Source organism: Stenotrophomonas sp. OVS01A, assembly GCF_019969775.1.
GTDB lineage: Bacteria > Pseudomonadota > Gammaproteobacteria > Xanthomonadales > Xanthomonadaceae > Stenotrophomonas > Stenotrophomonas indicatrix.
In genome coordinates this window covers 1,527,866-1,543,033 of the sequence record NZ_JAHXYV010000001.1, presented here as the reverse complement: position 1 = coordinate 1,543,033, position 15,168 = coordinate 1,527,866, and the positions used below count along the sequence as shown (strand labels likewise).

Annotated in this window: 9 protein-coding genes; 5 read left to right on the top strand and 4 right to left on the bottom strand. The window is 66.3% G+C overall.

What is annotated here, in order from left to right:
- Positions 1 to 21 precede the first annotated feature (21 nt).
- Together LC407_RS07230 and LC407_RS07225 are read left to right on the top strand one after the other, a co-directional pair.
- Positions 22 to 708, top strand: a complete 687-nt coding sequence (locus LC407_RS07230) for a hypothetical protein (protein ID WP_223482503.1) — start codon at positions 22 to 24, stop codon at positions 706 to 708.
- A 49-nt stretch (positions 709 to 757) separates the two neighbouring features.
- Positions 758 to 1,141 (top strand): nuclear transport factor 2 family protein, encoded by a 384-nt coding sequence (locus tag LC407_RS07225; RefSeq protein WP_223482502.1) that lies wholly within the window; start codon positions 758 to 760, stop codon positions 1,139 to 1,141.
- A gap of 15 nt (positions 1,142 to 1,156) precedes the next feature.
- Here LC407_RS07225 and LC407_RS07220 read toward each other — a convergent pair whose 3' ends face one another.
- On the bottom strand, positions 1,157 to 2,089 hold the full coding sequence (locus LC407_RS07220) for an ABC transporter six-transmembrane domain-containing protein (RefSeq protein WP_059064265.1): 933 nt from the start codon (positions 2,087 to 2,089) through the stop codon (positions 1,157 to 1,159).
- Between the two features lie 272 nt (positions 2,090 to 2,361).
- Here LC407_RS07220 and LC407_RS07215 point away from each other — a divergent pair, with 272 nt between their 5' ends.
- From LC407_RS07215 to LC407_RS07205, 3 genes are all read left to right on the top strand, one after another.
- Positions 2,362 to 3,534: a serine hydrolase domain-containing protein gene (locus LC407_RS07215; RefSeq protein WP_223482501.1), complete on the top strand. Its 1,173-nt coding sequence runs from the start codon at positions 2,362 to 2,364 to the stop codon at positions 3,532 to 3,534.
- 69 nt (positions 3,535 to 3,603) lie between these two features.
- Positions 3,604 to 4,185 carry a hypothetical protein gene (locus tag LC407_RS07210; protein ID WP_139784898.1) on the top strand — a complete coding sequence of 194 codons (582 nt, stop codon included), beginning with the start codon at positions 3,604 to 3,606 and terminating at the stop codon, positions 4,183 to 4,185.
- Positions 4,186 to 4,486: 301 nt separating this feature from the next.
- Entirely contained in the window at positions 4,487 to 5,356 is an 870-nt protein-coding gene (locus LC407_RS07205; protein WP_223482500.1) for a trypsin-like serine protease, read from the top strand.
- Positions 5,357 to 5,427: 71 nt separating this feature from the next.
- On the opposite strand, the gene LC407_RS07200 is transcribed toward LC407_RS07205, so the two are convergent.
- Genes LC407_RS07200 through LC407_RS07190 form a run of 3 tightly spaced genes read right to left on the bottom strand, consistent with a single transcriptional unit; the run spans position 5,428 to position 14,932 of the window.
- Complete coding sequence (locus LC407_RS07200) at positions 5,428 to 5,913, bottom strand: hypothetical protein (protein WP_223482499.1); 486 nt, start codon at positions 5,911 to 5,913, stop codon at positions 5,428 to 5,430.
- A gap of 50 nt (positions 5,914 to 5,963) precedes the next feature.
- Positions 5,964 to 6,224, bottom strand: a complete 261-nt coding sequence (locus LC407_RS07195) for a hypothetical protein (protein ID WP_223482498.1) — start codon at positions 6,222 to 6,224, stop codon at positions 5,964 to 5,966.
- The gene (locus tag LC407_RS07190; RefSeq protein ID WP_223482497.1) at positions 6,221 to 14,932 is read right to left on the bottom strand and encodes a glycoside hydrolase family 94 protein; all 8,712 of its coding nucleotides are present in this window, start codon (positions 14,930 to 14,932) and stop codon (positions 6,221 to 6,223) included. Before LC407_RS07190 ends, LC407_RS07195 begins: the two co-directional genes overlap by 4 nt.
- Between the last annotated feature and the right edge of the window lie 236 nt (positions 14,933 to 15,168).

Below are 15,168 nucleotides of genomic sequence, written 5' to 3'. Positions count from 1 at the left end.
TTCCTGGCCCTGGGAGAACCCATGAATCGAGCACACTGCATTGCAACCGCCATCGCGTTTTCTTCTTTTTCCATGGCCGCCCTAGCGGCGGAAACCACCAGCCCCAAACGCCCCTCGGTCGGGCAGCTGCAGAAGGTTATCGTCAGCACCTCGCCGCAGACCCGCGTGGATGCTCCCGACAAAGAACGCATCACGGCGCGGCGGATCGATATCGTCGACGAGAACGGAGTGATCCGGATGACGCTCTCGGGCCAGACGCCACCGCCCATCATCGATGGCATCCAGTACAAGCGAGCCTTCAATGTGGCGGGCATGGTGCTGTACGACCACAAGGGCAGCGAGCGCGGTGGCTTCGGAACCGCAGACGTCGAGGGCGGCATGGCCGTACTGGCGCTTGACCACCCGGCCATGGATGCAATTGGCTGGCGCGTGTCGCCCGACGGCGACGTGCGGTTCTCGATCAACCAGGCGCCGCCGCTGATTCGCGAGCCGCGGCTGGACAATCGCCTGATTCCGGGGGTGCAGACGCCAACACGCATCGAGATGGCGGTGGCAGCCGATGGCACCCCCGCCATCGCGCTGAACGATCAACAGGACCGCGCCAGGCTGCGCCTGACCGTAACGCCGGAAGGCTACGGGGCCATCGAGTTCCTGGACGCGCAGGGCAGGGTGATCCATACCTTGGCGCCCGAAGCCCATCGGCAGTGATGGCAGGTTGTCACTGACGCAGCAATCGCCCAACTACCATGGAGCCGGCATGGACACTGAAATACGGCAGCTCGAAGAAGCGCTGCGCATCGCGATGCTCACCAGCGACGTGACCGCGCTGGATGGCCTGATTGCAGACGCCCTGATCTTTGTGGGGCTTTCGGGCGATGTGTTTGGCAAGCAGGATGATCTGGCCCTGCATCGTTCAGGGCGCCAGAAGCTGAGCATGGCCGAATGGCAATCGGTGGAGATTGCCCTGCATGATCAAACCGCTGTTGCACTCACCACTGCGGCCCTGGCCGGAACCTTCGATGGCGCAGCCTTCTCTGGCCGCTTCAGGTACTGCCGCTTCTGGGGCAAGACGGCCGGTGTCTGGCAAGTGCTGGGCGGCTCGGTTGTCGCTCTGCCCGCAGCAATGGAGACAATCGCCTAGACAGCCGGCGGTGGTTCATGGCCCGGGGTGGACGTTGTTCTCCGCATCCTCCATTCCCGGGCTCACCCGGCGGCCGATGTCCTTCAGCCTTGCCAGCTGGTCGACCATCGACGGTGCATCGTCCAGGCTGCCGACAAAGGTCCACAGGTAGGTCATCACCGCATAGACGTGGCCAGGGGTCACGCCATCGGTCGTGGCGAGGCGGCCGATGGTCAAGGCAAACAGCACCGCAGCAGCCGCGCCGACCACCACGAAGGCACCAGCCTCGCGATCGGACAGCAGGATGCGCAGTCGCGACAGGGTGCGGTAGTGGCGGCGCAGTACCGACGGGCCGACCCGGTCGACCAGCCGGATTTCATGCTCCAGCCGGTTGTTCAGGCGGCCGTGCAACTGCTCGTTGCGGCGAGCGAACGAGGGCAGCAACACCAGCGCACCGAGCAGGGCGATGAGGCTGGCGGCCCCAACCAGGGGTTCGATTGCCAGCAGCATCGCCGCCGCGCCGAACATGGAAACGAGCGCAGTGGCGATGATCGGCACGTGCTTCTCGAAGAAGTCGACGAACTCGCGGGCCAGTACCACGCGCGCCGCCGAGGTGGAGGTGGCCTGGCCAAGGCGCCGCTGCGCCTGCACCACGTTTACGGCCAGATCGGCGTAGATACGGGTGAAGGTGCGTGTATCGACCGCACGGCGGGCGGCGCCTACCAGCCAGAACAGCAGCACCACGCCGGCGTAGGGAATGGCATGGCCGACGTTGCCACGGATGATCGCGTCCACCGCGAAGCCGGCGAACAGCGGATAGGCCAGCAGCAGCGCATTCTCCAGCGCCACCAGCGAAAAGGTGCCGGTGAGCTGCCAGGGGTAGGTGCGCAGGATGGCTTTCAGGGTGGCGGCCGCATTCTGCTGGCCGATGCTGCCGGCTGCGACGGCCGGATCGTGTGGGGGCTTCATGGGGACCTGGGCAGATCGAGGATGGGGCAGGGGATGGATGGAGGCATTTCCCCTGATCGCTGCCAGTATCTGCAGTCCTTTGGAGGGAACATGGAGGAGCGATGGAGATTGCGTGGAGATGCTGGCAGCGTTCAGCGACGGGCGTGCATCGGGCAGGGGAGCTCGACCCGGGCGAGGCTCGGCATCCATCGGCAATCGAGCCCCTGCCATCGGGTATCTTAAGAGCCCTTTTCCCACCTCCCTTCAAGCGCCTACGCATGCATGCGAATCCGATGACTGTTCGAAACAGGCGATGGCTCGGCAGCGTGGTCGTATCCGCGGCGTTGTTGGCGGCAGGCTGCGCCAGCGAGAAGGCGGCAACGAAGGATCTCGGGGCGGAGATCGACGAAGTTGCCGCGACGCTGATCCAGCGGCCGCTACTTCATTCGACCTCGATCGGCGTCGTGTACCGGGGCGAGGAATTCGTCCGTCATCGCGGCGACATGGAAACCGGCAAGCCTGGCCCTCCAACCGATGCGACCCTCTACGAGATCGGTTCGTTGAGCAAGACCCTGGCCGGCACCCTGATGGCCAATGCCGTTCTGGAACACAAGGTCAGCCTGGACGACGACGTCCGGCAGTACCTGCAGGGGGACTATCCGAACCTGCAGTACAAGGGCGAGCCCATCCGCATCCGCCATCTGCTGTCGCACACCAGCGGCCTGCCGAACATGCTGCCGGAACGTGCGAACACGGTGTTGGAGGACTTCACCGATCATCGTACGCCCAGCGAACTCAACACCCTCTATGCGCACTACGGCAAGGCTGACTTCTTCAAGGATCTGCACGCCGTCGAGATTGACCGGGCACCCGGCAAAGACTACGCCTACTCCAGTGCCGGAACGGAACTGACAGCGCATATCCTGGAAACCGTCTACAACAGCGACTACGAGTCGCTGTTACGCGGATTCCTTGGCGATTCCGCGGCGATGACGGGTCTCAGAATCAGACTCAGCGACAGCGAAGCGCCCCGGCTTGCGGTCGGCTATCACAGCGACAACCCGATGCCGACCACGCCGATGCCACAGCTGCCGTGGGGCGCCTCCGGGAACGTGAAGGCAACTGTCCCGGAAATGGTGAAGTACCTAAGGTTCCAGCTGGCCAACGGGCCGGTGGTAAAGGAGTCGCATCGCCCTCTGGTCACGTTCGATTCGGAGTTCAGCATCGGCTACTTCTGGAACATCGTTTCCGGTGACCGGCTGAAGGGCGTCTACCATGCGCATCATGGTGGCGTACCGCGGTCGCAGTGCTACATCTACATCGTGCCCAAGTACGATCTTGGCATCTTCATCATCACCAACCAGAGCGGCGACCAGACGGCGCGCGCCATGGAGGCTGCGATCGATGCGCTGGTCGAAAAAATCGCCGCGCGGGAAGCTCTCGCTGGTAATGATGTTTCCCGATAGAGAGGGTGTTTCCCAGCTGTCCGGTGTGGTGCCGAACAGTGTTGGCACCCCAGGCAGGAGCATTGCGCATTGATCACCCGTACGTTGAACAGGATTCTACTGCTCGCAGGCTTGGGGCTTGTCATTGCGCCGAACGCCCCGGCAGCAGAATCGATCCGCAGCACCGTTCCCAGGCAGGATGAAATTGATCAGGCGCTGGCGCTTGTGTCCTGCAAGGCGGATCGCACCGCATTCCGGGCGTTGGCCCATCAATTGCGTGACATCGCAACCCGCGGGAAGCCATCGGGTGGCTGGCAGCCGATCGCCGGCAAGGGTGGGGGTTACAGCAATGCACTGGGCGACATGCCCGGCGTTGTCGCGGAAATGAAGCTTCCAGCACCGGCTCTGGTCTTCGGTCATCCGTCCACGCGGCTGATACTGTCGCGCAGTTCCGTGGTGGCTGTCTTCGATGCAGCCCTTGCTGCAGACCTCACCAAATCGCTTTCCCTCGATGGGCCGGGGACGCAGGGCGAACCCGGAGGAATGCGGGTGGTCCAGTCAGCACCGGAAGCCCAGGGCGATGGCATTGAAGTGATGGCACTGGTGGCCCAGCGCATCGAGGCCGACCCGATGCCGATCGCCGTGGCCGGGTGCCTGTACTTCACCCGGTGAAGTGCGCGACGTTCTCATGGACGGGCCCCTTCCCGGTTTCCGATCTTCGCTCCGGGGCTGTGAACAGAGGGATTCAAGGGCGCGGACCAACCTCGAAATCCTGCGCACGTACGGGCTGTTCGATCCGCAGGAATGCCAGGCTCGCCTTGCGCGGTGAACACTAAACGTCTCGGCGCTCCCCGGTTTCAGACGTGCTTTCCACCCCTTCGTCGGCCACCACGGGAATTGGTCGCGCGTCCATCAGCAGTGTCGATGCGTTTGGCTAGGCTGGATCGATCGACCCCAAGGATGAATGCTTTCGATGAATCGCTGGCTCTTTCTGCTGCTTGCCGCGCTCCCGTTCGCTGCCGGGGCCATCGTCATCCGTGATGATGTCGACGATGGCAGGTACCGCATCGAACGATCTGACTTCCCGGCGCTGGCGGACATGCCAGGAGAGGGGCACGGCGTTCTCATCGCCCCGCGTTGGGTGCTGACCGCAGCGCATGCAGCGCCGATGGAAGGGATGGGAGCAACGATCGCGATCAATGGCAACGCGTATGGCGTTGAACGCGTATTCCTGCATCCCGGCTACCGGAGGATGCCCGAGGCTCTGGGCAAGGAGGCGATGGCAACAGGAAGTCCTTCCCGGATCCATGCCTTCCTGGCGGCCTCGGATGACATCGCGCTGATCAAGCTTGCCGCGCCAGTGACCGATGCCACGCCCGTGGCGCTGTATCGGGGTTCAGCAGAGGTCACGCAGGTCACCGTCCTGATAGGGAAGGGCGCCACCGGCAACGGTGCGGTTGGCCAGTTGCCGGATGCGCCGCACCGTACATCCCTGCGGCGGGCCCACAACACGATTACCGGCGGCAATCAGCGGTATCTCTGGTACCGGTTCGATCCGCCGCCGCAGGGCCTGCCGCTTGAGGGCGTACTGGGAAGTGGAGACAGCGGTGGTCCGCTTGTGGTCAACGACCACGGCACCTGGCAATTGGTGGGACTGGGGTCCTGGATCACGGCCGTACCCGAGCATGCCCTTGAAGCGGGCTTCTATGGCCAGATGGTCCACAACGTTCGCGTGTCACGCTACGTCGACTGGATCGAGGCCGTCATGCGGCAGGGGGACGATAGCCTGCCGCCCAGTAAAACCGGACACGCCAATGGCTCACTTGGAAATGGACGCCCGTAACAGGTTCGATCGTGAAATCCCCCACAACCTGGTCTGAAGCGGAGCGCGCGCAGATGTGCCGCGCTCAGCGCTCAGCGCCCCGCGCATGTCGCTGAGGTGGCCCGCGGGGCGGGCACCCGCCACACCTGTTCACCTTCCTCGTCATTGCCCACGTAGAACGCGATGCGCCCATCCTCCTCGCGGCGAAGCGTGGGACTGAACGTGATGGTGTCCATTTCGCCGCCCTTGCCGACGAAGCGCATTTCACCGCCGCAGACAAAGTTCGAGCCGGCCTGCTCTCCCAGCGCACCACAGTTCAGTGGTGAGGATTCGACGCGGACCAACGGCTTTACCCGAGGCTGGATGCGCCCCTGGTCAGCCAGCTCGCAGAAGTGGTCGGCGATGGTGTTGCGCATCTCGGCCTGTGAGGGCATCCATGCGGGGCAGCGGGACGCGTCGTCCTGGCAGCTGCTGGCCGGGGCGGTGGAGGCGGGCTGCGTGGACGGTGCTGCGATCGCCCCGGAAAGCGGCAGCAGGGAAGCTGCGATGGCAAGCAACAGGCGAGTGGAGACGAGCATGCGTATCTCTGGTCAGTTTAGCCCGGCATCGTAACGCAGGGCGCTGGCCATCACTCTCCTGGCGTCCCCGGCGGCAGGCTGTCATCACGCTCGTACCAGGATGGAAGCTCCAGCGCGTGGCTTTTGAGCATGGCCTGGATGCACGCGTGCGCCTGGCCCCTTTCTGCGTGCTCGCATTGGTCCAGAATCTCCGCAGCCAGCGTTTCAAACTGCGGCCAGAACTGCGCTGGATGGCGCGACCGCGCCAACCAGTGCATCAGCATCTCGGCCAGCGCATCAAGCTGCACCTCTATTTCAGGGCGCACGTTCATCCCGGGGCCGCACCCAGATCAAGCGCGACACGGTAGTGATGGCCGTCGTCGCGCAGCAGGACGGTGAGGTCCGGCTGCAGCACGCCATCCACGTGCAGCGTCGGCTGGTCCTGCGCAGTGCGGGTCACCACGAACTCGTAGAAGCTGCGGCCGAAGCGGTAGCTCAGTTCGAATGACGGCCAGTGATCGGGCAGGCACGGTGCCAACGAAAGACGATCGCCCTGCCGACGTATGCCCAGCAGCGATTCGACCAGCAGGCGATACATCCAACCGGCCGAGCCGGTGTACCACGTCCAGCCGCCTCGCCCGACATGCGGAGGTACGGCGTAGACGTCGGCTGCCAGCACATAGGGCTCGACGCGGTAGGTCTGGATCGCCTCCGGGTCCAGCGTGTGACTGAGCGGGTTGATCATGCCGGCCAGCTCCCAGGCACGCACCGCATCGCCCTGCTGTGCGAATGCCATGGCCGCCCACACGGCCGCGTGGGTGTACTGGCCGCCATTCTCGCGCACGCCCGGTACGTAGCCACGAATGTAGCCGGGGTCTTCCGGGGTCTGGTCGAAGGGCGGATCGAGCAGCTGGATCAGCTTGGCGTCCTTTCGCACCAAGTGCGTGTACAGCGAATCCAGCGCTTGCGAGGCACGTTCAGGCGCGGCGACGCCTGACAGCACCGACCAGCTCTGCGAAATCGAATCGATGCGGCATTCTTCGTTCTGTGACGAGCCCAATGGCGCGCCGTTGTCGAACCAGGCGCGGCGATACCATGCCCCGTCCCAGGCATGCTGTTCCAGGTTCCGGCGCAGGCTTTCGGCCTGCTGTTGGCACCACTCTGCACGGGGTGCATCGCCATGCGCGTTGGCCAGCCCGATGAAGCGGCGGAGCGTGTCATGCAGGAAGAAGCCGAGCCACACGCTTTCACCGCGCTGCTGGTCGCCGACGCGGTTCATGCCGTCGTTCCAATCCCCGCTGCCCATCAGTGGCAGGCCGCGCTCGCCGAGCAAGCGGCAACCGCGCTCGAGCGCGAGCACGCAGTGCGCATACAGCGTGCCGCGCTGCGTCGAAGGCGTGGGCATGTCGTAATACCCTTCCTCTTCGGGTGTCACCGCGCGCCCCTCGATGTAGCCGACCACTTCGTCCAGCACGCTGGCGTCGCCGGTAACCTCCAGGTAGCGGCATGCGCCCTGCGGCAGCCAGAGGTAATCGTCCGAACAGCGGGTGCGCACGCCGCGACCTTGCGGAGGGTGCCACCAGTGCATCACATCGCCTTCGGTGAACTGGTGTGCAGCGCATAGCAGCAGGTGCTCGCGGGTCAGGTCCGGGCGAGCGTGCACGAGGGCGAGTGCATCCTGCAGCTGGTCGCGGAAACCGAACGCACCGCCTGATTGATAGTAGCCACTGCGTGCCAGGTAGCGGCAGCCCAGCGTCTGGTAGACCAGCCAACCATTGGCCAGTGCGTCCAGCGCCGGGTCTGGCGTGCGCACCTGCACCGTGGCCAGCACGTTGCGCCAGTGGATGCGCACGGCGTCCAGCGCATCGATGGCTTCATGGGCGCCCTGGCGGCTTCGTGCCAACGCCAGCGTTTCCTTGCGGTTGCGCCCGGCGCCAAGGCGGAACGTCGTTTCGCTGCGGTCGCCTGCAGCCAGCAGCAACGGCACCTGGATCGCCGCGCAGGGATCCAGGCCCGCACCCAGCCGTGAATCCAGGCGCTCGCGACGCAGCGCCGCCGGTGCGTGCAGGCTGCCGTTGCGGCCGATGAACTCCAGTCGGTCACAGGTCCAGCCGCAGCCATCGGCATCGGTGTCGAAGAAGGCCATCCGGCCGCCGAAGTCGGTGCTGTAGGTGTTGCGCGCCAGCAGCGCGCCGCTCTGCGGGTCGCGTTCGGTGAGTACGTGCATGCGCGACTTCGCGCGCAGGTCACCCATCACCCATTCAACGTAGCCGATGGCCGACAACCGCCGTGGCCGGCCCGACAGGTTGTGCAGCCGCAGGACCGAGAACTTCAGCGGCGCGGCGACGTCGACGAAGACCCACAATTCGCTGGCGATGCCGTCTTCAACATGCTCGTAGACCGTGTAGCCGAAGCCATGGCGCGTACGGTACGCGCCGGTGCCACGGCGCGGCAGCGGCATCGGTGACCAGACACGACCGGTGTCTTCGTCGCGCACGTAGAAGGCTTCGCCGCCAGTGTCCGACACCGGATCATTGAGCCAGGGCGTCAGGCGGAATTCGTGTGCATTCTCGAACCATGTGTAGCCCGGCGCACTCTCGCTGACGACCGTGCCCAGGCGGGCGTTGGCGATCACGTTGGCCCATGGCGCCGGCGTCGGCGCGCCTTCGCGTACCACCACCACGTACTCGCGGCCGTCCTCGCTGAAACTGCCGGCGCCGTTGTCGAATCGGCCGGTGCCGCGGTAGGGAAGGAAAGGCCACGGGTCGTCCACTTCTTCGTCGTGCTCGGCGCTCGGCGGCAGTCCGGGCTCCGGGCCCAGGTCGGCAACGATGGGCAGCCCGGGCGTCGCCTCCATCGACAGGGCCAGCTCCTGCTGCAGCGCTTGCGGCACCAGGGCCGGGATCCGTCGCGGAGGCAACGGCTGACGCCCCACCTGCGCGACCAACGTACCGTCTTCATCGCTGATGACCGCCCGTGCCACCGCCTGCAACAGAATGCGGTCCTCGTGGGTCATGTTCTGCACCGGCCGCACGAAAATGCCGCCGGGGCGGTCGAGCAGGCCGGTCTCCGAACTGGCGGCCACCATCCCCAGAATCTGGTCCTGCAGCTCCTGCCGATAGCCGGCCTTGCTGTCGTTCCAGATGACCAGGTCGGTGTTGAGGCCCTTCTGGCGCCAGTAGGCATGCGCCTGCACCAGTTGCCGGACCAGTTCCACGTTGTCCGCGTCGGTGACCTTCAGCAGCACGATGGGCAGGTCACCGGAGATGGCATGGCCCCACAGCCCGGATTGTCCTCGCTGGTTCTGCTGCAGGACACCTGCACCGGCGCGCAGCAGCGGACCGGCATACAGCACGTGGCTGGCCAGGCGCTCGTACAGCGAGGCCTCGGCCTGGCTTGCGTTGATCTGCCGGCGCACCACCTGGCTGTGCGTCCAGGCCAGGTCGAAGACGCGGTCGGCCAGGCGGCGATCACGGTATTTGTCCACCAGTGCTTCGCAACCGCCGCGACTGGCGCCGATGCCATACACCATGTCCAGCTGTACGGTCTGCTCGGGCTCAAGCACCACGCGGACGCGGATGGCCACGATCGGGTCCAGCACCGAGCCATCGGTGCCGGACAGGTCGGCATCGGTGGTCAATGCCTGCGGCGTCCGCGGCGTGTTGCCACGGCCCAGGAAGCGCGCACGGTCGGTTTCATAGGAGATCGCCACCACCTCCGCATCGTGCACCGCCACCAGATGGAACATCCACGGCGGCACCTCGTCGTGCGAACGTGGCCGGCGCGTGCACAGCACCGCCTGCTTTGCGGCCAGGATCTCGCTCTGCACGAAGAGGTTGCTGAAGGCCGGGTGCGCATCGTCGGCCGCGGCGGGTGCCAGCACCACTTCGGCATAGGTGGTGATCTCCACCGTGCGCGGGCGACGGCTGCGGTTGGTCAGGCGCAGGCGCCTGAGCTCGATGTCGTCCTCGGCGGAGATGGCGACCTGCAGGTGGCTCTCGCAGCCGCGGCGCACACCGCGGAATTCCGCCTTGGCGTCAGAGAAGATCGCCTCGTAATTGTCCACTGCCACGCAGGTGGGCTGGTAGGCGGCAGACCAGAACTCGCCGCTGTCCACGTCGCGCAGATAGCAGAACGTGCCCCATGCATCGGTGGTACCGTCCTCGCGCCAGCGGGTAAGCGACAGGTCGCCGTGGCGGCTGTAGCCGCCGCCGGCATGGGTCAGCATGCCGTGGTAGCGACCGTTGGACAGCAGCTGCACTTCCGGGCGCGGGCCACCCGGGTCGCGCAGGACGCGCAGGGACGTCTCGTGCTCGGCCAGTGCCGAGTGCTCGCCAAGCGCTTCGACCTCATGGGGATGGAACACGCCCACGCGCGGGATACGTTCCTGCAGCAGCAGCAAGGTCGCCTGGAACTCGACATCGGCAAGGAAGCGGCGCTGCATCGGCTGGTCGCGCAACAGGTAATCCAGCGACAGCAGGCCCATGCCCTGATGGTGGGCCATGAACGAACGCAACAGGACGTGATCCTGTCCCGGCGGCACCCGGGTGGGCGTGTAGTCGATCGCCTCGTACATGCCGAAACGCCCGCAGAAGCCCAGTTCTTGCAGCGCCTGGAGGTTCTGGCAGGCCGCTTCCGGCGCCACCATCAGTGCCATCATGCTGGCATAGGGCGCGATGACCCGATCCTGCCCAAGGCCGCGTTTGAGCCCCAATCCGGGCACGCCGAACGCCCGGTACTGGTAGTTCAGGCGGGCATCGACGGCGTTGTAGCCGGACTCGGATACGCCCCATGGCAGGTTCAGCGTACGGCCGTAGACGATCTGTGCCTCGACCGCGTGCCGTGCGGTCTGGTCCAGCAACGTGTCCGGATAGCTGGGCATCACCAGCTGCGGCATGAGGTACTCGAACATCGAGCCACTCCATGACAGCAGTGTCGGCGTGCCGTTGACCTCGGTGAGCATGCGGCCGAGCGCAAACCAGCTTTCCTGTGCCAGCTGGCCCTGCGCAATGGCAACGAACGCGCCCAGCCGCGCTTCGGAAGCCAGCAGGTCGTAGAAGCTGTTGTCGAGGCGGTGGTCGTCTACGTTGTAGCCGATCGAAAGCAGGTTGCGGGTACGGTAGAACAGGAACCCGTATTCCATCAGCGAGAACTGCCCGGCGCGGTGCGCCAGGTCCTGCAGCTGCTCGATGCGCGCGCGCGCGTCCGCGCCGGCCGTACCGGGCAGGGCGGCCAACTGACGCAGGCTTGGCACCGGTGCATCGACGGCCGCGCTGGCATCGGCAGGGATATCGGCAAGCGAGGCGTGGGCGGCATGGCATTCGGCGGCGAACAGCGCCGGCCAATGCAGCTCACCGTCTTCGGGCGAGGGCGGTGCCGGCCATTGCAGCAGCACGGCGTCGGCCAGACCGGCCAGTTCCTGCAGACGGGCCAGCGACTGCGCCGTCCCGACGGGACGGTCGACACGCGTAGACGCCAAGCGCTGGCGAAGATGATTGAGCGCCTCGACCAGCGGCGCATCGTCGGCGCGATGACGCTGCCGCTCCTCTTCCAGCACGCCCAGCGTATCGGCCAGGCCATCGAACGTGTGCGGCGCCAGCACCGGCGCATCCACCAGCGCGAGCAGGCCTTGGCGCAGGGTAAGCAGGTGGCCGGCAAGGTTGCCGCTGTCGACGGTGGAGACGTAGCGCGGCGGCAGCGGCGCCAGGGTTTCGGTGTCGTACCAGTTCAGGAAGTGGCCGCGGTGGCGCGGCAGCTGGTCCAGCGTATCGAACGTGCGGGCGGTACGTTCAGCCACCGCGCCCTGCTGCAGATAGCCGAAATCCCACGCAGACAGATTGGCCAGCAGGGACAGGCCGATGTTGGTCGGCGAGGTGCGTCGCGCGACCACCAGCGCCGGATGCTCCTGGATGTTGTCCGGCGGCAGCCAATGATCCTGCTCGCGCACCCAGGCCTGGAAGAAGGACCAGGTGCGCCGCGCCAGCCGGCCCAGGAACGCCCGTTGCGTGACCGACAACTCGGCCACGCTTGCAGCCGGCGGGCGGCCCAGCCACGCCATCAATGCCGGCGCAAAGGTCCATGCCAACAGCAGCGGCAGGGCGATCGGCAATGCCTGCGGACGCACGCCGGCCACCACAGCCACCAGCGCGAGCGCCAGCAGCGAGGCCGGCGCCATCACCCGCCATTCCGCGCCGCGATCGCTGCCAAGGCGGCGCTCGACTTCGCTGGAGGGATTCCATTGCAGCAGGTGACGGCGTGTGACGGCCATGCGCCAGAGCGTGCGCAGCACGGCGTCACTGGCCAGCAGTGCTTCGTAGGGCAGGCACGCAATCTGGGTGGATGCGCGCAGCAACGACTGCAACGTACCGCGCCCGACCTTGATGTAATGCGCTTCCAGCGGAGTGTCTTCCGGAACGCTCAGGCCATCACGCAGCATGCCTATCAGCGGCGGCGCGAACCACAGCGCCAGCACCCACGCGGTCCACGCAGCAGGGTTCCGCGCATACAGCCAACCGGCTACCAACAACGCCAGGGCAGCGATCGGCACCACGCTCCGGCGCAGGTTGTCCAGCAACTTGCCGTGCGAGAGCAGGCTGAGCCGGTTGCGTTCCCAACCCGGGCCCGGGCGCGGTGTCCACGGCAACAACCACGGCAGCAGCTGCCAGTCGCCACGGATCCAGCGCGCACGGCGCTTGGCGTCGGCGGCGTAGCGCTCGGGATAGTCCTCGTACAGGCGCACATCACTGACCAGGCCTGCGCGTGCATAGCAGCCTTCCAGCAGATCGTGGCTGAGGATGCGGTTCTCGGGCAGGCGGCCCTCCAGCGCATGCTCGAAGGCGTCGACGTCATAGATGCCCTTGCCCACGAACGAGCCTTCGTCGAACAGGTCCTGGTAGACGTCGGAAACCATGCGCGTGTACGGATCGATGCCGGGCTCGCTGCCGAACATCCTGGCAAAACGCGAGGTGCGGCGCCTGCCGAGGCTGGTGCCGACGCTGGGCTGCAGGATGCCGTAGCCCTCCACCACGCGTTGCAGCTGCGGATCGAAGCGCGGGCGGTTGAGCGGGTGCGCCAAGGTGGCGACGAACGCGCGTGCCGCATCCCGCGGAAGCTGCGTGTCCGAGTCCAGCGTGATGACGTAACGGACGCCGATCAGGGCCGCCGCGTCTCCGACGATGCGCATGAACGCCGCCGCATCGCCTTGGCGGAGCAGGGCATTGAGCGCGGCCAGCTTGCCGCGCTTGCGCTCGTGGCCCATCCACACACCTTCGCCCGGGTTCCATTGCCTGGGCCGGTGCAGCAGGTAGAAGCGGTCGCCGCGCTCGGGCGCGTAACGATGGTTCAATTCCTCGATCCGTGCCACGGCGTGCGCAAGCAGAGCGTCGTCCATCGGCGCCTGTGCTGCTGGCGCGTCGAGAAAATCCGTCAACAAAACGAAGCGCAGCTGGGGATCGCGGTTGGCCAGGAAACGCACCTCCAGCGCTTCGACCAGAACGTCGATGCCGTCGACGCTGGACAGCATCGAGGGGACCGCGACCACGGTGGCGCACGCGGCAGGAATGCCTTCGCTGAAATCAAGCTTGGGAAGCGGCCTGGGGGCGACCAGCACCGTCGCGGTCCAGTTCACCAGCACGATGCCGAGTTCACTGAACACCAGCAGCCCGAGCAGCGCGGCCAGCCAGACAGGTACCGAGCCGCTGCCGGTTGCCAGCAGGCCGCTGGTGGCCAGCACCGCCAGCAGGCCGATCGGCAGCAGGTACAGCGCAAGCGGCACGCGATGCGCCAGTCGCCGTGCCTTGCGGTGGCGCGGTGCTGCCTCGGCCACCGCCGCAACAGTGGTCTGCAGGCCTTCGCCGACCAGCCAGTAGCCCACGTGCGTGCGTGGGCCGTCCGCCGGCGTAGCCGCCCGTGCCAGGTCCAGGGCGATGGTCGCAACGCGCTCTTCGGCGATGCGGCTGCCGCGGGCAATCTTCTCCACCACGTGGCGGTAGGCATCGCGGGTGCCGAAATCCATCTGCGCATAGACGCCCATGGGGTCTTCCCGCAGCCGCTGCTCGACCACACTCATGTCTTCGACAAAGGTGCGCCAATCCATGGTGGAGAGGAAACGCAGGCTGCCGATGCTGTTGCCGATGGAGACCTGGTCGGCCGCCTGCTGCTGCCCCTCGGCGGCAACCAGTTCGTCGATGCGCTGCCCAGCCGCTGCCGCCCACTGTTCCAGCCACGCGATGGGCATGGCCCACGCGCCGCCGCGCCCCTGCAGCGAGCGCGTCAGCTCGGCGATGAACGCGCCGGTCAGCGGCGGCGCGGATCGCGCCATGTCGGCAACCACCAGGACCACATCAGTAGGGGTGTCGGACGCCGCGCGATTGAGCTGGTCGGCCCACTGCGCGGCCAGGCGGCGGTCGGTCCCATCGCGCATCACCCGCGCGGCCATGCGCCGCAGGTTCTCCAGCAGCGCCAGGCGCAGCATGATCGGAACGGCCCACAGTTCGCCCAGGCTCAGCGGCGCGAGCGACTGGTACGAGGCGATGAAGCGGCCCAGCGTATCGGCGTCAATGCGGCCGTCACCGTGCGCGATCGCCTGCATCGACAGCTCATACACCCGTGGCAACCCGGCCGATGGGCCGGAGGCAAGTGAAGGAAGCTGGCGGCTGTAGCCGCGCGGCAGGTGGCGTCGCGCGGTCTGGATCTGTTCTTCGACCAGGTAGTAGTTGTCGAGCAGCCATTCCCCCGCCGGGGTGACCGGCCGCTGTTCGCGCACCACGCTGCTCAGCAGCGTGTTGGCGTCTTCCAGCACGCGCTCGTTGGCCTGCAGTCGTTCGAGCAGGCGCTCCGGGCTGGGTCGCAACCGCACGCGATGCTGTCGCGCAAGTGCGCGGCCGTACTCCTCCATCTGTTCAACGTTGTACAGCGCGGCACGCAGTGGGCCCTCGGTGACCTCGATGGCCGGGGCCGATGCCTGGTGCTCACGCCAGCGCCAACGCACACGACGACGCAGGCGCAGCCAGCGGCCAAAAAGACGACGAAGGTGGGGCATAGGTTACCGATGGGTGCAGGGCGCGTCCTGCATGGTTGCATTGCAGGGGCCGTGGTAACTGTGAAGGCCGGGCCCGGTTGGCGTGGTCGCCGCTCAATTCGGTCTGATCCTGAGGCGACCCGGAGTCAGCAAGGCAAGGGTAGTGCCGGCCGCTGGCCGGCAACGCGCCATCCATCGCGCTCCTCGGCTACGACGGATGTCAGCCTGCTCGGCGCACTGCTGGTCTTCGGGAACGT